Source organism: Kribbella sp. NPDC055110 (assembly GCF_053607525.1).
Genome location: NZ_JBSGTS010000001.1, coordinates 388,295 through 409,531, shown reverse-complemented (window position 1 = coordinate 409,531; position 21,237 = coordinate 388,295). Strand labels below are relative to the sequence as shown.

Annotated in this window: 19 protein-coding genes and 1 tRNA gene; 9 read left to right on the top strand and 11 right to left on the bottom strand. The window is 68.6% G+C overall.

Features of this window, described 5'->3' with window-relative positions; translation table 11 throughout:
- The first annotated feature begins 7 nt into the window (after positions 1–7).
- The gene (locus tag ACWF0M_RS01745; RefSeq protein WP_130385444.1) at positions 8–193 is read left to right on the top strand and encodes a DUF5703 family protein; all 186 of its coding nucleotides are present in this window, start codon (positions 8–10) and stop codon (positions 191–193) included.
- Here ACWF0M_RS01745 and ACWF0M_RS01740 read toward each other — a convergent pair.
- Together ACWF0M_RS01740 and ACWF0M_RS01735 are read right to left on the bottom strand one after the other, a co-directional pair.
- Entirely contained in the window at positions 168–1,223 is a 1,056-nt protein-coding gene (locus tag ACWF0M_RS01740; RefSeq protein ID WP_452233668.1) for a GAF domain-containing protein, read from the bottom strand. The genes ACWF0M_RS01745 and ACWF0M_RS01740 overlap by 26 nt on opposite strands.
- A 10-nt stretch (positions 1,224–1,233) precedes the next feature.
- Complete coding sequence (locus ACWF0M_RS01735) at positions 1,234–1,677, bottom strand: ester cyclase (protein WP_452233667.1); 444 nt, start codon at positions 1,675–1,677, stop codon at positions 1,234–1,236.
- Between the two features lie 95 nt (positions 1,678–1,772).
- Here ACWF0M_RS01735 and ACWF0M_RS01730 point away from each other — a divergent pair, with 95 nt between their 5' ends.
- From ACWF0M_RS01730 to ACWF0M_RS01720, 3 genes are read left to right on the top strand one after another with little or no spacing between them, the layout of a single operon-like run.
- Entirely contained in the window at positions 1,773–2,234 is a 462-nt protein-coding gene (locus ACWF0M_RS01730; RefSeq protein ID WP_452233666.1) for a MarR family winged helix-turn-helix transcriptional regulator, read from the top strand.
- Positions 2,231–3,046, top strand: a complete 816-nt coding sequence (locus tag ACWF0M_RS01725; RefSeq protein ID WP_452233665.1) for an ABC transporter ATP-binding protein — start codon at positions 2,231–2,233, stop codon at positions 3,044–3,046. The genes ACWF0M_RS01730 and ACWF0M_RS01725 overlap by 4 nt, the downstream gene beginning before the upstream one ends.
- Positions 3,006–3,824 carry an ABC transporter permease gene (locus ACWF0M_RS01720; RefSeq protein WP_452233664.1) on the top strand — a complete coding sequence of 273 codons (819 nt, stop codon included), beginning with the start codon at positions 3,006–3,008 and terminating at the stop codon, positions 3,822–3,824. Before ACWF0M_RS01725 ends, ACWF0M_RS01720 begins: the two co-directional genes overlap by 41 nt.
- A 44-nt stretch (positions 3,825–3,868) precedes the next feature.
- Here the strand turns inward: ACWF0M_RS01720 and ACWF0M_RS01715 are convergent, their stop codons facing one another.
- The gene (locus ACWF0M_RS01715; protein ID WP_452233663.1) at positions 3,869–5,086 is read right to left on the bottom strand and encodes an MFS transporter; all 1,218 of its coding nucleotides are present in this window, start codon (positions 5,084–5,086) and stop codon (positions 3,869–3,871) included.
- A gap of 73 nt (positions 5,087–5,159) precedes the next feature.
- Between ACWF0M_RS01715 and ACWF0M_RS01710 the strand changes: the two genes are divergently transcribed.
- From ACWF0M_RS01710 to ACWF0M_RS01700, 3 genes are all read left to right on the top strand, one after another.
- The gene (locus ACWF0M_RS01710; protein ID WP_452233662.1) at positions 5,160–6,020 is read left to right on the top strand and encodes a LysR family transcriptional regulator; all 861 of its coding nucleotides are present in this window, start codon (positions 5,160–5,162) and stop codon (positions 6,018–6,020) included.
- Between the two features lie 357 nt (positions 6,021–6,377).
- Complete coding sequence (locus tag ACWF0M_RS01705; RefSeq protein ID WP_452233661.1) at positions 6,378–7,019, top strand: lysoplasmalogenase family protein; 642 nt, start codon at positions 6,378–6,380, stop codon at positions 7,017–7,019.
- A 32-nt stretch (positions 7,020–7,051) separates the two neighbouring features.
- Complete coding sequence (locus tag ACWF0M_RS01700; protein ID WP_452233660.1) at positions 7,052–9,514, top strand: glycosyl hydrolase; 2,463 nt, start codon at positions 7,052–7,054, stop codon at positions 9,512–9,514.
- Here the strand turns inward: ACWF0M_RS01700 and ACWF0M_RS01695 are convergent.
- Positions 9,486–10,454 (bottom strand): helix-turn-helix transcriptional regulator, encoded by a 969-nt coding sequence (locus ACWF0M_RS01695; protein ID WP_452233659.1) that lies wholly within the window; start codon positions 10,452–10,454, stop codon positions 9,486–9,488. The genes ACWF0M_RS01700 and ACWF0M_RS01695 overlap by 29 nt on opposite strands.
- Before the next feature lie 263 nt (positions 10,455–10,717).
- Here ACWF0M_RS01695 and ACWF0M_RS01690 point away from each other — a divergent pair, with 263 nt between their 5' ends.
- Positions 10,718–14,704 (top strand): hypothetical protein, encoded by a 3,987-nt coding sequence (locus tag ACWF0M_RS01690; RefSeq protein ID WP_452233658.1) that lies wholly within the window; start codon positions 10,718–10,720, stop codon positions 14,702–14,704.
- A gap of 34 nt (positions 14,705–14,738) precedes the next feature.
- Here ACWF0M_RS01690 and ACWF0M_RS01685 read toward each other — a convergent pair whose 3' ends face one another.
- The 5 genes from ACWF0M_RS01685 to ACWF0M_RS01665 form a co-directional block, all read right to left on the bottom strand.
- Complete coding sequence (locus ACWF0M_RS01685; RefSeq protein WP_452233657.1) at positions 14,739–16,064, bottom strand: M20/M25/M40 family metallo-hydrolase; 1,326 nt, start codon at positions 16,062–16,064, stop codon at positions 14,739–14,741.
- A 38-nt stretch (positions 16,065–16,102) separates the two neighbouring features.
- Positions 16,103–16,543: a Rieske (2Fe-2S) protein gene (locus tag ACWF0M_RS01680; protein WP_452233656.1), complete on the bottom strand. Its 441-nt coding sequence runs from the start codon at positions 16,541–16,543 to the stop codon at positions 16,103–16,105.
- An 11-nt stretch (positions 16,544–16,554) separates the two neighbouring features.
- Positions 16,555–17,085: a DUF6529 family protein gene (locus ACWF0M_RS01675; RefSeq protein ID WP_452233655.1), complete on the bottom strand. Its 531-nt coding sequence runs from the start codon at positions 17,083–17,085 to the stop codon at positions 16,555–16,557.
- 32 nt (positions 17,086–17,117) lie between these two features.
- On the bottom strand, positions 17,118–17,828 hold the full coding sequence (locus ACWF0M_RS01670; RefSeq protein ID WP_452233654.1) for a hypothetical protein: 711 nt from the start codon (positions 17,826–17,828) through the stop codon (positions 17,118–17,120).
- Between the two features lie 107 nt (positions 17,829–17,935).
- Positions 17,936–18,424 carry a VOC family protein gene (locus ACWF0M_RS01665; RefSeq protein WP_452233653.1) on the bottom strand — a complete coding sequence of 163 codons (489 nt, stop codon included), beginning with the start codon at positions 18,422–18,424 and terminating at the stop codon, positions 17,936–17,938.
- Positions 18,425–18,539: 115 nt separating this feature from the next.
- Between ACWF0M_RS01665 and ACWF0M_RS01660 the strand changes: the two genes are divergently transcribed.
- A tRNA-Leu gene (locus ACWF0M_RS01660) sits at positions 18,540–18,625 on the top strand.
- On the opposite strand, the gene ACWF0M_RS01655 is transcribed toward ACWF0M_RS01660, so the two are convergent.
- Both ACWF0M_RS01655 and ACWF0M_RS01650 read right to left on the bottom strand, forming a co-directional pair.
- Positions 18,607–20,373 (bottom strand): recombinase family protein, encoded by a 1,767-nt coding sequence (locus tag ACWF0M_RS01655; protein WP_452233652.1) that lies wholly within the window; start codon positions 20,371–20,373, stop codon positions 18,607–18,609. The two genes, ACWF0M_RS01660 and ACWF0M_RS01655, sit on opposite strands and share 19 nt — an antisense overlap.
- A gap of 396 nt (positions 20,374–20,769) precedes the next feature.
- Entirely contained in the window at positions 20,770–21,057 is a 288-nt protein-coding gene (locus tag ACWF0M_RS01650) for a hypothetical protein (RefSeq protein WP_452233651.1), read from the bottom strand.
- Between the last annotated feature and the right edge of the window lie 180 nt (positions 21,058–21,237).

The following is a 21,237-nucleotide window of genomic DNA, read 5'->3' as shown; positions in this document are numbered from 1 at the left end:
GGTGTGGATGGCCGAATACGAACTGCAGCAGTTCGAGGTGTCCAGGACGGAGTCCCGCGGTGCGGTGCGCAAACTGCTCACCGAACACGCGGAGTACGGCGGGTGGGAGTTGGCCCGTCTGCGTCGCTATCCGGACGGATCACGACGCGTGTGGTTGCGCCGCCGCATCATCCGCGTGATGCGGACCCTCTGAGCAGGACGGTTACCAGCTCCCGTCGGCTGCCGACGCCGACCTTGTCGAATGACGCCCGTACATGCTCCTGCACGGTGTGCGGCGACAGGCACAACCGCTCGACGATCTGCCGCGTCGAGTACCCACGCAGCAGCAACTCGGTCACCCGCTGCTGAGCCGGTGTCAGCCCGTGCAGATCGAGGAGCAAGGATCCCAGCTGAGCCGGGGCCACCGGCTCGATGACGACCGCCGTCTGCCCGTTCTCTCCGAGCCTGGACGCCTGCAGCTCGAGCCACTCACCCCGGCGCGTCCTGACCTTCAGCCGGGTCGTGGCCCGGTCGACCTGCATCCGCGCAGCCACCGACCGCACCGCCACCGGCAACTCCCCCGGATCACCAAGCTCATCAAGCCAGTACTCCGCCTCCACGCTGACGGACTCGACCCGCAGGGCCGCGTCAAGCACCACAACCCCTGGCCCGGTGCCCGACCGGCCGGCTGGTTCCGCCCCCATCACGGTCCTCGCGACCTCGGCCGGGCCGGCCCGGAGTCCTCGGCGTAGTCCCTCGCCGAGATGCGGCGCCAATCGCCGTACCAGCTGGATCTCGTGCTCGGAGAATCCCGCGTCGGCGTCCTCCCGGTGCAGGCAGAGGACGCCCCAGCACCGGCCGTTCGACATCAAGGCGGCCCGTAACTCGTCACCCAGGCCGAGCGGCCGCATCACCTCGACGTACCGCGGACTGCTCCGCCAGTCCCCCCGCGTCGCCCTCGCCAGCGTCCCGACCGGCTCCGGCCCGCCGGCGAGTACGGCGAACTTGTTCACGTCGTCCTGCCCGAACTCGTTCGCGATGAACTGTCCGGTGACCGCGCCGAGCGGCTCGTCGACCAGCACCGACGTGAACAGGATCGTCGCCGGATCCACCGTCGCGAAGAACGCCGCGTCGACCGTCAGCACGCCCCGCAGCCGAGCGAGCGCCTCGGAGCGCAACTGATCGGCATCCAGTCCTGCGTCGCAGCGCTGGATCAGCACGTCGAGGCGATCCCCCACCCCCATGGTCGCGATGCTACGCCGGTACTGAACCGGCCAGGCCGAGCTGCGTGAGAAAGCCGAGATCGTCGAGCAGCCCCCAGCGCTCCACGATCAGACCGTCGCGGAGCCGGAAGATGTTGATGCCCGGCAGGCTGATCGGCTTCCCGGTCGCCTGCACCCCCATCACCTCACCGCGGTGCGTCCCGCCGGCCGTGAACCGCTCGACGACGACATCGCCCTCCGCGATCAGCGCATGCAGCTCGCTGTGCCAGTCCGGGAACGCCGCCCGCATCATGCTCGCCGCCGTCCGCATGCCCTCGCGGTCCGGCGTGACACCGAACGGCGGGTCGTGGTTGATGAAGTCCTCGGCCAGGTACGTGTCCACGGCACCGAGATCCCCCTTGGTGAACAGACCGTCGATGAAGTCCTTGACGACGGCCTTGTTGCGCTCTGTTCCGTTGCTTGCTGTTGTACTCATGTCCCCGATGCTGCGCCCGCCCGAGGCGGCGTCGTACCCCCACTAGTTGGGGTTCTGTCGGTGATTTATCTCTGCAACAGAGGTATTCTCGATCTGTGACCGAGGTTCTCGCCGAAGAGCTGCTCGCGGCGGTCGGGCTGGTGCGGCGGCACCTGCGCCGATCCGTCGGGCGGCCGTTCCCGCTGTCCGCACTCTCCGACTCGCAGGCCGAGTTGGTCCGGACCGTCCGCCGCAACCCGGGCATTTCGGTCGCCGAGGCCGCGGCCGAGCTCGGCCTGGTCGCGAACACCGTGTCGACGCTCGTCGGCCAGCTCACCGAGCGCGGCCTGCTGCAGCGCTCCCCCGACGAGTCCGATCGCCGGGTCGCGCGGTTGACGCTGACGGAGCCGGCCCGCGAACAGGTCGAGGCCTGGCGCGATCGCCGTACGGCGCTCGTCACCCGGACTCTCGACGATCTGACCGCGGAGGACCGTGCGGCGTTGAGATCGGCGTTACCCGTTCTCGCCGTACTGGCCGAACGGCTGCATCCCATGGAGCAGGAGAGGGAGCGCGTATGAGTGCGGAACCCGCGCCGGCGGTGGAGGTCACCGGGCTGAGTCATCGGTTCGGCGACCACGTCGCGGTCGACGATCTCGACCTGACCGTCTCCCCTGGCGAATGCTTCGGCCTGCTCGGCCCCAACGGCGCCGGCAAGACGACAACGCTGCGGGTGCTGAACACGCTCTACCCACCGCAGTCCGGGACAGTCCGCGTCTTCGGCCTCGACGTCCACACCGACGCGATGTCCGTACGGCGTTTGCTCGGGTACGTCCCGCAACAGCTGTCCATCGAGGGAGCGCTCTCCGGACGAGAGAACGTTTCCTGGTTCGCGCGATTGTTCGACGTACCGCGGCGCGAACGGGCCGTTCGGGTGGCCGAGGTACTGGAGATCGTCGACCTCACCGACGCCGCCGACCGGCTCGCGTCGACGTACTCCGGCGGCATGGTGCGGCGGCTCGAACTCGCGCAGGCGCTGGTCAACCGGCCCGCGCTGCTCGTACTGGACGAGCCGACGGTCGGGCTCGATCCGGTGGCGCGGGACTCGGTGTGGGCGCGGGTGCAGGAGATGCAGGAGCGGTACGGGATGACCGTGCTGCTCACCACGCACTACATGGAAGAGGCCGACCTCCTCTGCGACCGGGTTGCGTTGATGCACCTCGGCCGGCTCCGCGCCGTCGGTACGCCGGACGAGTTGAAGGCCGAGCTCGGCCCGGACGCGAGCCTCGAGGACGTGTTCCGGCACCACACCGGCGAAAGCCTCGAAGGTCAGGCGAAGGGAGGTCTGCGCGATGTCCGTGGCACCCGCCGCACCGCCCAGCGCATGGGTTGATTCCCGGCCGCGCGCCGTCCTCCGGCTGTTCTCGCGCATCGGGACGTTCTGTCTCGTCGAGCTGCAGAAGCTCCGGCACGACCGGACCGAGCTGATCACGCGAGCAATCCAGCCGGTGCTGTGGCTGGTGATCTTCGGCCAGACGTTCAGCCGGATCCGGGCGATCCCGACCGGCAACGTGCCGTACCTCGACTATCTCGCGCCCGGGATCATCGCGCAGTCGGCGCTGTTCGTGGCCATTTTCTACGGGATCCAGATCATCTGGGAACGTGACGCCGGGATTCTTACGAAGTTGCTGGTCACGCCGTCCCCGCGTTCCGCACTGGTCGCCGGGAAGGCGTTCGCCGCCGGTGTCCGCACGGTCTCCCAGGCGATCGTCGTTCTCATCGTCGCGGCCCTGCTCGGCGTCAGTCTCACGTGGAATCCGCTGAAGTTGCTCGCCGTTCTCGCGGTCGTGGTCCTCGGCGCCGCGTTCTTCTCCTGCCTCTCGATGACGATCGCCGGATTGGTCCTGCGCCGCGACCGCCTGATGGGCATCGGCCAGGCGATCACGATGCCGCTGTTCTTCGCGTCCAACGCGCTGTATCCGATCAGCGTGATGCCCGGCTGGCTGCGCGCGCTGTCGCACGCCAACCCGCTGACCTACGAAGTGAGCGCTCTCCGAGGTCTCCTGATCGGCCAGCCCACCAACTACCTACTCGACTTCACCGTCCTGATCGTCGCCGCCATCGCAGGCATCTGCGCGGCCGCCGCTCTCATGGGGCGCCTGGCCCGGTAGGGCGCGATCGTGGTGCATGGAACTCGTGCATCCGCTCCAGGTACTCAGGCCGCTCGGCCAAGGTGGTGATCGCGATCGCTGACGGGTCCTCTGCCATGTCCTGCAGTCTGGCACCGCAGCAGGACCAGTACGGCGACTATCGCGGTCACGAGTCCCGATCCGATCAGCGCGATCTCGGCTCCGAGCGCGCCGATGATCGGTCCACCGACGAGCATTCCGGCCGCGCTCCCGGCGTTCACGACGACGCTCTGCCCGGAGAGCAACGCGCGTCGCTCCGCGCCGGCTGACGAGCGGGTGATGAGAACGGAGATCGCCGCGATCCCGATCACCACGGTCACGCCCGACAAGGCGCCCATCAGTGCGATCACGGGCGGTGTAGTCCAGACCCCCATTCCGACCCAGCACAGCCCGCTCCAGGCCCACGCCAGCGAAGCGGTCACCACCGGACGCGTACGCCGTACCACGGCCAACGACACCGCAGTCGCGACGAGCGAGCCCACGCCGTACCCGGTCATCCCCGCCGCCAGGTAGACCCCCGGCTGCCCGCGCTCCTCCCCCAGCACAGACAGCCCCAGCGTGAACGCGAACCAGGTAACGCATCCCGTTCCCCGGACCACCCACCCGTAGGCAACCTCGGGCCGTCCGCGCAGACTGCCGCGGATCGACGGCGTCACCACGCCCTCTGGGGCACGCTCGGCCTGCACGCTGCACGCGAGCAAACCGGCGCCGGCGACTGTCGCGGCCTCGACCCACAGCAACCCGTTCGTCAGCCCCGTCGACACTGCCAGCGCACCGACGGTTGGGCCGATCAGCATCCCCAGGCGTCGGAGTCCGTCCTGCCAGGTGAGCAGCTGCACCGCCCGCCCGGCGCCCCATCGGTCGCCGGTGTCGGCGAGCAATGCCGACCGTCCGGGATTCGACAGGGCGTCGCCGCACCCGAGCAGCAACCCGCTCATGATCAGCAACTCCGGAGACAAGATCCCCAACCCGGCCGCCGCCGGTACCGATGCCAGCGCGATCGCGGACACCAACGCCACGACCGCGAGCCGCGGCCCCGAATCCACCCATTGCCGCGCCTTTCGAGCCCACCACGGCGACAGCAACACCGGGACGCCGGCCGCTCCAGCAACAAGTCCAGTGGCCGCCACCGAGCCCGTTTCCCGGAGGATCACCAGGGGCAGCGCGACCTGAGAGATTCGGAACGCGAAGTCCGCCGTACCGCTGCCCGCCAGCAACGCCAACGCTTCGGATCTTGCTTTCACACCTGGAATTCTTGGCGTTTCCCGAGGCCGCAGGTAGCCAGTACAGCTTGCCCGCATGCCATAGGCTCAGCCTATGGCCTCATTACCATCGGTCGAGGACCTGCGGCTGGTCCAGGCCGTCATCCGTACGGGCGCCCTCGGCACCGCGGCTCGCGAGCTCCGCATCTCCCAACCCTCGGCCTCCCAACGGCTTGCCCGGCTCGAACGCCTCTGCGGCACCAAACTGTTCGAGCGCGACACCCGCGGCGCCCGCCCCACTCCGGCCGGCGCCGAACTCGGCCGCCGCGCCGACCACATCCTCGGCCACCTCGAGGAGGTGTACGACGCCACTCGCGCGGCTGCTGTCACGCAGCGCCTCGTGATCGGCACGTTCGCCAGCCTCGCGCCGATCCTGTTCCCCGTCCTCGACGCCGACCTGCCTGACCTGGAGATCCAGCAGCAGGTCGACCACGGCCACTTCCTGGTCGAACGCGTCGCCGAGGGCACCATGGACGCCGCGTTCGTCGCGATCGCCGACCAGATGACGCTCCCCCGCGGCACCGTCGCCCGCCGCGTCGGCCGTGACGAACTCGTCCTGTTCGTCCCGCCCGGCGCCCGCCCACCCGGCCGCGGCCGGCGGCCCCTGAAAGATCGCCAGATAGCGTTCTCCACGTACGACCGCGGCGCCGAAGACATCCACTCCCGCCTGGCCGCCCAAGGCGCCATCCCGCGCCGCGGCGTCACCCTCAGCACCACCGTCGCGATGGCCCGCCGCAGCTCCCACCTCGCCCTCGTCCCCCGCAGCGCCCTGGCCACCGAACTGCGCCCCGGCGAACACCTCACCCCCGCCCCATTCCACTACCGCCTCACCCTCTCCGTAGTCACCACCCCCACCCCACCCAAGCCCCTGATCACCCACCTCCCCCACCTCCGCGCCACCTTGAACCTCACCTAACTATGTCGACCTGAAAATGCCCGGTCGCCATGATCGCGGGCGCGGCCGCTGCTCGGTCCGATTGACTCGGTCGCCATGATTGCGGGCGCGGCTGCTCGGTCTGATTGACGGCGACCGGTTGGGCGGGCACGGTTCGCCCACCCCGACGGTTCCGTGACGCTCACCGCACCCACCGGCCACCGCTACACGACTGTCCCACCCGCCCGCGGCCCCCTCCCCCAACAACCGCCCTGCCCACCGGACGACGCACCGCCCTTCTAGGTCCTTGGGTTGGCGGCGATGCGCTGACCCGCAGGTGACGTTGAACTTGTCGTGAACTGCGGTGAGTCGCATCGTGGGGTGTTGCAGACTCGGAGCATGAAGCTGGGACGTTTGGCACACGGGCGCCGGGTACTGGCGGGGTTCTGGGGCGCGACCGTGGTGCAGGTCGCGGCGATCGTCATCGACGCGAAGATCCTCAAGCAGGCCAGCAAGGTCACCTTGATGCCGCTGCTCTGGCAGTGGTCGCGCACGCAGGACGCCCCGCCGCTCGTCCAAGCCGCACTGCTCGCGTCGGCCGCCGGCGACCTTCTTCTGCAGACCGATCTCCGGCTCGCGGGCATGGCGGCGTTCGCGGCGGCACACGCCTGCTACCTCGCCGTGTTCCTCAACAACCCGACGCAGCGATCCTGGCGCGTGCTCGCGGCGTACGCAGCCCTGTGGGCCGCCCTCATCGCCGTCCTGTCCCCCGGTCTCGGCAGCCAGCGTGTCCCGGTCGCCGTCTACGCATTGTTGCTGACAGCAACGGCGGTGGCGTCCCGCTGGCACAACCCGCGCAGCGGCCTCGGTGGAGCGCTCTTTTTCGTTTCCGACGCACTCATCGCCCTCCGCCTCGCGGGCCGCGACTTTCCCGGCCGGGGAGCGCTCACCATGTCGACGTACGCCGTCGGCCAGTACTTGCTGACCTCGGGCGTCACCACTAGGCAGGACGATCTGACCGGTACTGGTCACCGCCGTTGACGCGGGTCGCCGTCCCCTGTGGGGTGAAGAGCATGGCGACCGTCGACGACGTACGACGACAGTTCCGGAACCCGCCGCCCGAGGGGCGGCCGATGATGCGCTGGTGGTGGTTCGGACCGTCCATCGAGCGAGACGAAATCGACCGCGAGCTGGAAGCGATGGCCGCGGCCGGGCTCGGCGGCGCCGAGGTCGCGTTCGTCTACCCGATGGGACCGGTGACGGCGCCGTTCGGCTCCCTCGAGTTCCTCGAACTGGTCGGGCACGCGGCGCGGACGGCGCGACGGCTCGGGCTGCGGTTCGACGTGACGCTCGGGAGCGGCTGGTCGTACGGCGGTGCGCACATCGGGCCCTCGCTGGCTGCGCGGCAGTTGCACTGGGACCGTCGCGAGATCGGCGCCGCGGCGTACGACGTACCGATCGTGGCTGCTTGGCCCGGTGACGAGTTCGTCGCGGCGTACGTCGGCGACGGGTCGGCCGGCGCGCCGTCGTCGTACGTCGAGGTGCCGGTGAGCGACGGGATCGTCCACGTGTCGGCCGGTGGTCAGCCGCGCGAGGTGCTGATCGCGACGTCCCGCGTGACCGGGCAGCAGGTGAAGCGGGCCGCGGTGGGAGCCGAGGGGCTGACGCTCGACCACTATTCGGCGGCCGCCGCGAACGAGCACATCAAGCAGGTCGCCGAGCCGTTGCTGCTCGCGGCCACGCCGGAGCTCCTCGGGTCCGTGTTCTGCGACAGCCTCGAGGTGTACGGCGGGGACTGGACGCCGACGATCTTCGACGAGTTCGTGAAACGGCGCGGGTACGAGCTGCGGCCGCGGCTCTACCAACTACTCCTCGACACCGAGGGTTCGCGACAGCTGCGGATCGACTTCGGGCGGACGCTGTCGGAGCTGTACGAGGACAACTTCCTCAAGGTGTTCCAGCAGTGGGCGGCTGGGTACGGCGTACCGTTCCGCATCCAGAGCTACGGTGAGCCGCCGGCGACGATGAGCAGCTACCGGCACGCCGACATGTTCGAAGGCGAAGGCTGGGGATGGACGCGGATCCCGGAGACCCGCTGGGCGTCCTCGGCCGCGTACATCTACGGCCGCTCGGTCGTGTCGGCGGAGGTCTGGACCTGGGTGCACTCACCTTCGTTCCGCGCCACGCCGCTCGACCTCCAAGGTGAGGCGCACGAGCACTTCCTGTCCGGCGTCAACCAGCTCATCGGCCACGGATGGCCGTACTCCCCGTCCGAAGGCCCTGGCCTCGGCTGGATCTTCTACGCCGCCGGTGCCCTCGACGACCGAAACCCTTGGTGGCCGGTAGCAACCGCTCTCTTCGGTTCCCTCCACCGGCTGTCGTGGCTCCTCCAGCAGGGCACGCCGGTCCGGCCCGTGAAGATCTACGTCCCGGCCTCCGACGCGTACGCCGCCGTACGCGCGGGGCACGCCGAGCCGCTCAACCTCTACCGCGTCGCCCGCCGGCTGATCCCGGAGAGCGTTCCCCGGACGATCCGGGAGGCGGGACTCGACTTCGACCTGATCGACGACGACGCGCTCGAGGTACTTGATCCGGCCGACGCACCGCTGGTCGTCGTACCCGAAGGAACTACGACACCGCCCGAAACCCAGCGCTGGCTGGATGCTGTTGTCGCGGCCGGCGGAAAGGTGATCGCGGACGTCAGCACCCTGGCCGACCACCTCCCGGCCCCGCCGCTCGCTCTCCAGCAGGACGTAGGAGTCGTCCATCGGCGCCTCGACGACGGCGACTTCTACTTCGTCGCCAACACCGGCACCGAGCCTCGCACACTCACCTTCGACCAGCCGGTGGAACGCTGGAGAGCGCTCTCTGACGACGTCGAACTCACGCGTACCGTGACCCTCCACCCGTACGAGTCTGCCGTCTTGATCCCAACCCCCACGCCCGAACTCGAGCTAGCGGCCGCAGCGGACACGGGTACTCCGGCCAACCCGCTGATGGGCGATTGGTCCGTTGCCTTTGGCAATGACGTTCGGCCGGTCACGCTTCCGCACCGCTGGGAGGACGACCCGGCGCTCACGACGTACTCCGGCTCCGCCACCTATCGCACCGAGTTCGAACTCCCGGAGACCACCGACCGCCTACTCCTGGACTTCGGCCCAGGTGAACCGGTCGCCCCAGACAGCGAGCCCTACCTCCCCAGCAACTCCTACCGCGCGCTCATCACCCCGCCGGTGGGTGTCGCCGCCGAGATCTGGCTCAACGACATCCGGTGCGGGGCCATCTGGGCTCCTCCGTACCGCGTAGACATCACCGATGCCGCGCGACCAGGCGCCAACAGTCTGCGCATCGTCGTACACAACACGGCCGCGAACGCGCTCTCTGCCGATCAGCACCTGCTCGAAGCGGCCGCGGACTCCACCGCCCAGTTCGGCCGCCGCTTCGACCTGCAGCACATCGAGCATGCGGCCGACTACCTCATCTCGGGCCTTCTCGCTGCACCGACCGTCATAGCCAGCCGCGGCGTGCGGCAGTGAGGCTGGCCTGGAAACGGGTCGACGCGCCGAGCTCCTGCATCAGCCGGTGGATACGCCGTTGCGTGGTTCGCTCGCTCCAGCCCAAGGAGCGAGCGATCGCCGCATCCGTGAGGCCGGACGCAAGCAGAGTCAACAGCTGCCGAGTGTCCAAGTCGGGTTCGTCGGAGTCGGGCACCGGGTTGTCCGTCAGGGCGATGGCGCGCTCCCACTCGGCCTCGAACAGGGACTCCAGCGCCACGAGCATCGGTGACTGCTGGATGAGGTACGCCGCCGACTGCCCGCCGGCCGCGAGGCTAAAGGGGATGATGGCCACCCGGTTGTCGCTGATCACCAGCTTCAGCGGCAACTCCGGGCGTACCCGCGCCTTCTCGCCCGCCCTCATGCTGGGTCCGATGTCGGACGTCATCCGTCCCGGCCAGGCCACTGCCTCCTGGCTGTAGATCACCCGGTGGACCACGCCTTTGCGCTGTCGCTCGATCTGCAGGTCGAGGTTGGACCCCGGACGGTCGACGTACGGCGGCCGGTCGAAGGCACGGACCTCGCTGCGAGCGTCAGCCGTCAACCTGCCCACCGCCGAGCTGATGTCGTCGCGGTCGGTGAGCAACTCGACCGCCAGCTCCGGATGCGTGATCCGGGCCGACTCCCGATAGGTCTCCATCAACCGGTGGACCATGGAACGCGCTTCGTCCAGGCGGTGCTGCTGCGCGTCGATCAGCGCCGCCACCGCGACGTCGGGGACGGTGGCCGAGAAGCGTGGCGGTCGTCCGGCGGACCGGGTGGCGAGGCCGTCCCTGACCAGCGCGGACAGGAGCCGGCCGGCTGCCGCCGCCGTGATGCCGCAGGTCTCAGCCAACTCCGAAGCAGTGCAGCGCGGCTGCCCGACCAAGGCGGTGTACACGTGCTCTGTTTCGTCCGTGAGTCCCAGCACGTCCAGTTTCATGAATCCTCCGCCGTGCCGGTGGCGACTGTCCGCCACCCGGCGTACTTCGGCCACCTGCATGGCTTGTGTCGTTGCTGTCTGCGTTGACATCCTCCATCAGTGACAGGCGGATCACTCGCTCCGTCCACACCCGCCTCGTCCACCTCCGCCAATGGCAGCACGCCCGTCGGCTGCCTGCTGTGTCCTGCCCGAAAGGCATGCCCATGCACCTCACTCGTTCCCGGTACAGGCAACTCGGCGCTGCAGCTCTCGCGCTGGCAACTGTGACGGCCACCGTAAGCTCCGGCACCGCCTCCGCCTCCCCCACCACCCCGCCCGGCGCCGCCCTCTCCGCGGTTGTTCCCAAGCCACCCGCCCAGCGGCAAGGAGTGGTGCCGGGTCAGGTGCTGGTCACGCTCGACCAGGCGACCTCGGTGACCGGCCCCGCCCTCCCTGGAAAGGCCCAGAGCCGGCTGGCCGCCCGTGCCCCGCAGACCAGCGACAAGGCCCTCGATGCGAAGCTGCGCTCGGTCGGCGCCACCTCCCTGCATCCGCTGATCCTCTCGGCCGCAACCGACGTACCTGACCTGGCGCGGACCTATGTGGTCACCACGACGGAGAAGGACTCGGCAGCAGTTGCCGGCGCCCTCCAGGGCACCTCCGGCATCGCGTACGCCGAACCGGACCGCTACGTGAACACCATGAACTCGGGCCCCCAGCCCCTGCCCGCCGCCGCGAGCGCCACCGCGAAGGCCCCTGCGGCGACCAACTCGGCTGACCTGCCGTCGAACTACGCGGTAGCGAACTCCGCCCAGGCCTTCCTCAACGCCGGTGGAGTCAACGCGATCGGCGCCTTCACCACCCTCAAGAACGGCTACGGCCAGCAGCCCGGCACCGGCGAGATCATCACCAACGTGTCCATCGGCGACCTCACCGACCAGTCGATGGCCGACGCCGGCGACGACTACGTCAAGGGTTACGGGCCGACCACGGTACTGAAGGACGGCCGCCGGTACCTCGATCTGCCGTCGATGCCCCTGATCCCCACGTACGTCGCCGGCGCCGACGGGTCGCTCGACCCGGCCGGCTCGACGAAGAACCAGGATCCCCTGCTCGGCGAGGTTCTCCTCGACTTCAGCGTGATGTCTCCACTGCCCCACGACCAGCAGCGCGCGGGCGCCACCGGCAGCGGCTACACCGACCTGCTCGGGATCGCGCCCGGCGCCGACTACCGGCTGGTGGTGCCGCAGGAGCCGACGATCAAGCAGATCGCCGGCGCGCTGCTGGCCGCCGCCCATCAGACCCCGCGCCCGAACGTCATCACCGCGAGCCTCGGCTTCGGCACCGACGCGGAAGGATTCCCGGGCCGGTACCTCGAGGACGACCCGTACGTCCGGTCCGTGGTCACCTCGATCGTCAAGAAGGACGGCATCGTCGTCTCGATCTCCTCGAACGACGGCACCCGGCTGTACACCCCGGCCGCAGTCGGCCCCGACGGCGGCAGTACTCCGACCGACAAGGCCGCCAACAACGCCGATGCCACGACGATCGACGACGTCGCGCTGACCACCACACCGTCCCGGGTGCCCGACAGCGGTGCGATTGCCGCGGGCGGCACCACCTTGGACGACACGCTCGCCGTACCCGCGAACGCCGGCGGCCCACAGACCGGCACCTACGCGGAGACCCGGATCAGCGGGTTCGGCACCTTCTCCTCCGGCTTCGGCAGCCGGGTGGACCTGTCCGCACCCAGTGACAACATCATCGCGTTGCGGCACACCGCAGCCGGCAGCGCACAAGCGGTCACTCCGGTGTTCAACGGTGGTACGTCGGCGTCGGCGCCGGAGATCGCGGCGGCCGCCGCAGTCGTGCTCCAGGCCGGTCGGTTGGCCGGCCACAATCTGAGCCCGGCACAGGTTCGGGACCTGCTGAAGGAGACCGGCCGCACGGTCCAGACCCCGCCGCAGCTCGACCGAACGCTGCAGGTCGGGCCCCAGATCGACCTGACCGCCGCGACCGAGAAGGCGCTTGGCGACAAGCTGAGGACCACCCGACCCTCGATCGTGCGGCTTTCCCTCGCGCACCGGGTCACCGTCGGCGGCCTCGGCGGCACCTTCCTGGAGACGACCGACCAGAACCGGATCGACCTCGGTGACATGGCCTCCGGCGGCAACGGCGAGGGCCTGGTCGGACCAGTGACCTTCGCCGCCGATGTCACTGGCCTGCCGCGCAACGCCACGCCCCGATACGCGCTCACCGTCGGCACCGACCACCCGGTCACGTTCTCGTCCACCACCCCGTCGATCCGAGTGACACCGCGTCAACTCCTGTCGGCAGCAGGGCTTGCGGTCAACTCGACCACCGATCGCACCGTCGACTACACCTTCCAGGTGCTCATCGGCGGCGAGGCACAGGCAACCGTGCACCGCACGCTGACCATCGGCCCGAGCGACGGTCGCTACGTGGAGTCCACTGCCCCGCTCGCCCCGGCAACGGCCCAGGCCGGTCACCCGGTCACCATCTCGTACGACCTCACAGGTGTCACCACCGCAACAGCTCCCGAGCTGGTCGTATCCACGGTCGGCCACTGGAGTCCGGCCCACGGCCCGATCTTCTCCGCGGGCTGGCACCAGCCCCTGACCGCATCCACAGGTACGGTCACGGTCCCGGCTGAGGCATTCAAGGGCGGAGGCGGGCTCTACGGCATCGGCATCGTCCTGTCCGGCTTCGGCAGCAGCCCCAGCTTCACCCGGTACGGCGAGTTCGCGCCGATCCGGATCTCCGGCGGGTCAGCGGCCGACCGGCCGGACGCTCCGACCCTCGCCGGCGCACTCGGGAAGGGCTCGTACGGACACACCGCCGAGGTCACGCGGACCGCGCCCGGTTTCGGGTTGCACTACGACGTACGGAACATCCGAGGTGCGGAGTCGGCGGTCGTCGAGTTCTCCGCGCCGGCGCCGACGCTCTTCGGCTCGCTGAACACGTTCACCAACGCCAACGGATCAGCCCTGGACAACGACGGAGTGAACACCCCGTCCACGGCGAACAAAGCACTGTCCGGCACCTCGGGCACCGTCCAGCTCGACGCGCTGTCACTCGGCCTGGCCACGTCCGCCAACTACAGTGTCCGCATCCTTGCCCTCGACAACCATCAGCACGTCGTCGGCCAGGCGTCGCCGGTCTCGAACCTGGTCGTCGACGACGGCACCGCCCCTGGCGGCAGCACCTTGCTCAGCTTCATTGCGTCCGGCAACAACTCGATCGCCGCAGTGCGTACCACGACCGGCGGCAGCGAGGTTCGGCATTACTCCACCACAACCGGCACGTACGGCGCAGTACTGACCTCTGACGCCGGCAGCGGTTCCGACTACCACGTGATCGGCGTCGCCCCAGATCGGGTCCTGCTCGCACACGTCGCTCAAGCGGGCGGCGACGTACAGCTCGAGACCTGGGACACAGTCACCGGCAAGCTGGTCGGCAGTTCGGTACTCCGAGCCGCGGAGTACCGTGTCGTCGCCGGACGCGTCGACGCGAAACGCAACCGGGCCGCCGTACTGGTTCGCGCCAACACCGGCAACGTCGACTCGGTCATCCCGGTCGACCTCGCCAACGGCACCGCCGCATCCCCGATCGTTGCTGATGGCAACGGTGACGTCCCGGCCGGAACCTACAGCCTGCTGGACCTCGACCAGTCCACCGGCAAGGTGTTCCTGGGCAAGATCGGCAGCGCGATCATCTGCCTCGGCGGTGTCGCGCCGGCCAAGATCGATCTCGACGCCCGGACGGTGACCACTGCGGAGTCCGTGTCGGCCTGCGGCCACGGCATCGCCTCGGACGGCGCGGGCACGCTCTACAACCTGGCAGCCGGCTCGGTCAGCACGAAGATCGCGCCGACCGCCACGCTCACGCCGTACGACGAGACCACGCAGACCACCGGTGGCGGGGTCGCCTTGCGCAAGGGTGCGCCGACATCGCTCGCCGTGGACGGCGTCCACCACCTCGCCCTGGTCTCGTTCGCGGCGCCCGAGGGGATCGTCTACTTCGGCTCGCAGCAGGGCTTTGTGTCCGACAACAACGCGACCGGCCAGGTTGCGGTGGTCGACCTCAGTACTGGACAGGTCGTCCGCACCTTGAACGGGATCATCGTGACGAACCGGGGCGGTCTGCTCCTGCACGGCGTACAGGACACGTCGCTCCAACTCGACGCGGCGACCCGGACGGCCTGGACCTACAGCCCGGACGGCACGCAGATCCAGCAGTTCTCCTACTGAAGGCGGATGGGGAGCGGCAGCCGGCCGCTCCCCGTCAGGCCTTGTCGAAGAACTGGTCCAGGACCCGCGACCCGAACTCCAGCGCCGACGTCGGCACCCGCTCGTCGATGCCGTGGAACATCCCCATGAAGTCCAGATCCGGCGGCAGCTGCAATGGCACGAACCCGAAGCACCGCACACCGAGCCGGCTCCAGGACTTGGCGTCGGTACCGCCGGACATGAGCAGGGGCGCGAAGCGGGCTTGTGGGTCTTCGGCCTGCACACAGGCCTTCATGGCCTCGACCAGCCCGCCGCTGAACTCGGTTTCCAGGGCGATGTCCTGGACGACCGTCTCGCGCTGCACCTTGTCACCGAGCAGTTCGTCGATGGTCGCGAAGAACTCGTCCTCGTGCCCGGGCAGGAACCGCCCGTCGATGTGCGCCTCCGCGTCGCCCGGGATCACGTTCACCTTGTAACCGGCGTTCAGCATCGTCGGGTTCGCGGTGTTGCGGATCGTGGCACCGAACATCCGGCTGAAGCTGCCCAGCTTGGCCAGCGTCGCGGTCATGTCGTCCGGGTCGAGCTCCACCTCGAGCACGTCCTCCAGCGTCTTCAAGAACTCGCGCACGGTCGGCGTCACGCGCAGCGGCCACTCATGCGACCCGATCCGCGTGACCGCCTCGACCAGGTTCGTGACCGCGTTGTCGGAGTTGACCATCGACCCGTGCCCCGCCGTACCGCGCGCCTTGAGCCGCATCCAGTTCATCCCCTTCTCGGCGGTCTCGATCAGATACAGCCGCAGGTCGTCCTTGACCGTGATCGAGAACCCGCCCACCTCCCCGATACCCTCGGTGCAGTCGGCAACAGTGTCCGGATGGTTATTGATCAGCCACTGCGCGCCGTACACACCACCGGCCTCCTCGTCGGCGGTGAACACCAGCCGCACCGGACGCCGCGGCCTCACCCCGGCACGCTGCCGCGCCCGCACCACCGACAGCACCATCGCGTCGAAGTCCTTCATGTCGACCGCGCCGCGACCCCACACACACCCATCGAAGATCTCCCCCGCGAACGGGTCGACCTTCCAGTCCTTCGGATCCGCCGGGACCACGTCCAGGTGCCCGTGCACCAGCAACGGGTCCGCACTCTGATCCTCCCCGTCCCAATGCGCGACCAACGTCGCGCGGCCCGGTTCGGACTCGTAGATCGTCGACTCGATCCCGACCTCGTCCAGCCTCGCCGCGACATACTCCGCCGCGACCCGCTCCCCGTTGCTCTTGCCGTTCCCGTAGTTCGTGGTGTCGATCCGGATCAGCTCACTGCAGAGCTCCACCACTTCGGCATCGGGCGTGTACGCCGTACGGTCGCTGGAGGTCGTCATGTGCCCCATCCTCTCCCACCGCGGCCGTGGAAGAGGACTCAGGTCAGGGTGATCGCGTCGCCGGACACCTTGATCTGCTTCGGCGGCAGCGGGCGTGGCGCCGGCCCGGCCCGCACCGAGCCGTCCGTGATCGAGTACTTGCTGCCGTGGCAGTCGCAGTTGATCGTCCCGCTAGCAACGCTAGCGACCGGGCAGCTCTGGTGGGTGCAGATCGAACTGAACGCCTTGAACGTGCCTTTGACCGGCTGCGTGACCACGACCTGCTGCGGCGCGAAGATCTTCCCGCCGCCGACCGGGATCTCCGCCGTCGAGCCGAGGACGGTGTCGGCCGGCGCAGGCGCAGGCGCAGGCGCAGGCGCAGGCGCGGGCGTGCTTTGCGGCTCGCCGTACTTCGCGCAACCTGCGACCGTCGCGATTCCGGCGGCGGCCCCGGCGAGGATGGTACGGCGGCTGGGTGCGTCCACAGCGGGTCCTTTCATCGCGGGTCCTTTCAACGGATGACGCCGAATGTGGTGAAGAACCACAGCGCCGAGGTGAGCCACAGTCCGATCAGGCCGGTGAAGACGGCCCCGCCGGCGACCGGGAGCAGCCAGGACGGCGCGTCCGTTCGGGTGAGCACCAGCATCTTCACCACGAACGCGCCGTAGAAGAAGCAGCCGAGCAGAGAGTGGATCAGTACGCGCGGTTCGCCGTACTGGAAGCCCAATGCATAAAGGCAGTGCGCGACGACGGGGAGCGTGACCAGGACGGCAGCTCTGCCGGACCAGCGGTGCAAGGGTGCGAGCTGCGGGCGGCCTCGGTACATGGCGGCGGCGGTTGCTAGTTGGAGCAGGCCGAGTACGGCGGCCAGCGTGGCCAGCCAGGTCTTGACGGCCCGGAAACTGGAGAAGCCCGCGATGTCGATCGCGACACCCGTGGGCTGGTGCAACCGGCCGTAGACGCCCAGCGCGACAGCCACTGCAGCGCCGGCGATCAACGGGACCGCAACGACACCGCGCCTCGCGACGGACGTCGTACTCACCTGCCCACCTCCAGTGGTGTCATCTGCCGACCTCAGAACGTCTCGTCGCCGGCGATGGCTTGAGCGGTGACGGCGACGCCGTTCACGGTCGCGGAGCGGGTGGCGGGATCGAGGCGCGGTGCCGGGGCTGGAGTGCCGTCGTTGTCGATGCCTACCTGCGAGCCGTCGGGGAGGACAATCCAGCCGATCGTCGCCTTGGTGCTGCTTGCCCGGTAGAGGCCCGCCGGCGGTCCTGCCAGGGTCGCGGTGAAGCGCAGTGGGCGGCCTCGCAGGGTCAGCTCGCCCGACGCGGCTTTCGCGGTGGCGGTACCGGTCAGGCGTTCACCTGCACGCGAGCGCAGTGCGAGGCGGCCAGAAGTGAAGGCGCCGGTCAGCCACGCCTCGACGCGTCGGCCATCGCATACGTAGGCGACTGCGCGGGCGCCCTTCACGGCAACGGCCAGCGTGGCCTCCCGACCTGCGGTGCGGCCGACGTACACCACTGGCTTCTGCACTGCCGGCGGCGTCACGGTGGTCTGCCCCGGCGTCGCGCTCGTCTGCCCTGGCGCTGTTGGTGTCTGCCCCGGCGCCGGACTTGTTGCTGTCGGGCTTGTGGGCGCCAGGGTGGTTGGCGGGCTCGTGGAACTGGCGGACGCGGTCGGCGCGGCGGCAGGGCCATGTGTCTGGGCGCTGTTGACCACCAGCAACCCGACCAGCCCGACGGCCGTCGCCGCCAGCGTCACCAACGGACTCCGCTGCCCCATCGCCCCACCCCGAGCCTCGCTCTCACCCCGAGTCGAGGATCCCGCCCGCCCGGCACCCCGGTCAACGGCTCAGCCGCGTCCCGGCCGCGGGCATTCAGAGCAGGCGTTTAGAGGACCTTGAGGCCGTACATCTCACCCAGCGGGTCGGAGATCAGTTCGATCCGGGCGCCGTCGGGATCGCGGAAGTAGATCGACGTACCGCTCTCCTCCTGGAACTCGACCCCGTGCTCGCTCAGACTCGCCTTCAGCCGATCCCACTGCCCCGGCTCGACCGAGATCGCCAGGTGGTGCAGTCCGCCGAGCACCTCGGCGTACGGCCCGAGATCGAGCCCCGGGAAGTCGAAGAACGCGAGCAGGTTCCCGTTCCCGATGTCGAAGAAGAAGTGCGTCGACCCCTCGTAGTCCCGGTTCCCGACCATCTCGGTCAGCGGAAATCCGAGCACCTCCTGGTAGAACCGCACCGTCCGCTCCACGTCCGCGCACAGTAACGCAGTGTGATGCAGTCCACGCGCCGACGACGTACCGCCGCCCTTCAAGTACGCCGTACGCAGCCGATCACGCTCCGCCTCGACCGCCGCCAGATCCATCTCCGTCATCTCCACCCACCCTTCCTCCAGCCCCATCAGACACCCCGATCCGCCCGATGTGAATTCCACCCCTGGAGTTTGCTACTGTTCTCCGGTCGGTACCGCTGCGGCGGTCAGACCACTCGTCCGGGTGGCGGAATAGGCAGACGCGCTAGCTTGAGGTGCTAGTGCCCTTTACGGGGCGTGGGGGTTCAAGTCCCCCCTCGGACACGAGACTTAACCACACGGTCGGCCAACGGATCGACCTCCACGTCGAGCTTCTGCTCGACGTGGTCGTACGTTAGGGACAGCCTCAGCGACGAGTAGAGCTCACTCAGCTCCTCCGGTTCGGCGGTGTTCAGGGCCCTCCCGACGTCGCCCAACTGGTCTACGTACGCCTCTAGATCTTCTCGGCTCAGACCCCGCTCATTGGGCTCCTCCGCCAAGGCCGCTTCCGCGGCCCGCTTCTCCGCCACAGCCGCGTTGTACTGCTCGCGCAACTCGGTCGGATCCCACCCCGCATTAAGTGCCCTCTGCAACTTCTCCATAACAACCTCAGCCGCGGCGACCCGGCCCCGCAAGGTGTGCATGTGCTCCAAGACTCGATCGGCGGAATCATCAGCGTCCAGCAGCGCTGTGATCGTCGCCTCTCTGTGCACGGGATCGAACAGCGAACCGATCCAGCGGTTGATCCGCGGAACGATGATGTCCTCCCGCAGATAGATCTGCTGGGGATGCCTCATGGCCGTCGCTGATCCGGGGACGAGCGTACGGGCGTTGCACCTGTAGTAGACCGTGTCCCCACGACGCGCGGCACCCTCCATCTTCCGCACACAGGCGGAGCACGTGATACGGCCGCGGAAGATGTAGAGACGTTTCTTCGGAGCCCGCCGACGGCTCACGGACGACCAGCCCGCCCTGCCGCCGGCCCTCCGCTTCCGCTTCTCGAGCTGCGCTGCCGTGAACGTCTCGACCGACACGATCGCCGGATGCGCCGGATGTCGCGACCGCACAATCTTCGCCTGCGGCGATCGCCGAAACCTCACGACGTATCCAGCTGCCACATCGTCCGGATCCAGGAGTTCCTCGCTCTTCCGCCAGCGGCCGTAGACGGCGTACCCGGTGTACCGCGGATTCTCCAGGATCGCCGCAACCGTCGAATGCTGCCACCCATCCATCCTCCGATGCCGATTCTGCCCCGGCGAGTGCGCCGACGGACAAGGAACACCCTCACGGTTCAGGAGCTCAGCGATCGCTTTCCGCCCCCAACTCTGCAGATACAGATCGAAGATCCGCCGGACTACCCCCGCCGCGAACTCATCGACCACGAGGACCCGCAGCCGCTGCCCTTCAGCCGCCTTCCTCGGATGCGGATGCGGCCCGCCATCCACCACGACATATCCGTACGGCGGACGACCGCCCTGGTACCGCCCATCAATGAGCACCTGCGCAGCCATGGCAGCCCGAACCCGCCGCTGGACATGCTGCCGCTCAGACTTCGACAACCCACCGGTGATCGTCATCGCCATGTCGTGCACCGTGTTCTCCGGATCGAACCGCCCACCCAGACTCGGTATCCACAGGGATACCCCGTACCGATCGAACTTCGGCCACGTCAGGCTGAACTGATTGCTGAACCAACACCGAGTCGCCTCCCCGACCACCAGCCCCTGCCACCCCCGGTCCGGATTCTTCAGCGCCTGCAGCACCTCATTCGCCTGTTCACGCCGTTCCCAGGGCAACGACCGCGACTGTCCGATATCGAAGAACTCCTGCACGACCTCGCCCCCGAGCGGCTCCACGAACCGCTCCGCCTCCCCCAACTGCCACGCCTTTGAGGTGGCCGGATCCTGGTTGTCCTCCGTCGAACACCGCCCGTAGAACGCGAGCCGCCCGATCCCACCGTCATCCGGCTGATCCGCCAGCGCCTCCATACCCAGCAACTCGTCCAGCGTCGCCCACTCATCACCGTCACTCACGACGTCTCCTCCTCTTCGCACCCCTGAGCGGTCCCGCGCCGCGACCTTGCCAGCCGCGCGATGATCAGCCGAAGCACTCGAGCAGCCTGTGGATAAAGCACCGGCGCCCGAGCAGGCGTTTCCACTCCGACCCACGCCTCACGCCGTTCCCGCTGAACCTCTCGACCATCCGCCATGCACGTTCAACGCTCGCGGCAGCCAAAGAACTGGCATTCGGGCAGCGCTGCGAAACGTCGCGAGTGTTTGCGCAGCGGCTCGGTTGGTGCTGAGAGGTGTCAGCGCCAACCGAACCGGCTCAGATCCTCGACCGCGATCCGTGAGGAGATCCGGCGGTGAGGCTCTGTTGGAGGGCGGAACGGGCGCGGAGTGCAGGGCCATTGAGGAGGAGAGCCCGTCTCAGCACACCCGCCCCGCCTGCTCAGGCACCTCGGACAGCAGGACATCGATGTGGCTGGCGAAGAGGTGCTGGCGAAGCTCGATCGGATTTCCAGCCGCCGCGAGATGGAGAAGGTTCGGCAGGATCAGGACGCCCTCGTCGACCTCCATGACGGTTGCGAGCGCCTTGTGCAGTTCTTCTGGCGCGGTCTCCAGCTCATCGATGAAGATCGCAACAAGCGCACAATCGTTTGCTCGCGCGCAGTCGACAATCGCTTGCCGACGCGTGGCGATCTCGGGGTCACTCATCAGGAAGTGCTTCTTGAAGTACCCGAAAGCCACTCGCATCTATCTCTAACCCCGTCCGATCCGGCTGTTGCTCGGTACGGATAAGCGTCGAGCAGACCGCACAGCACGCACCATGGACTGCCACTGACGCAGCACTGAACTTCCACCGAACCCGCACGGCGAGGTTCAAGTAGAGACGCA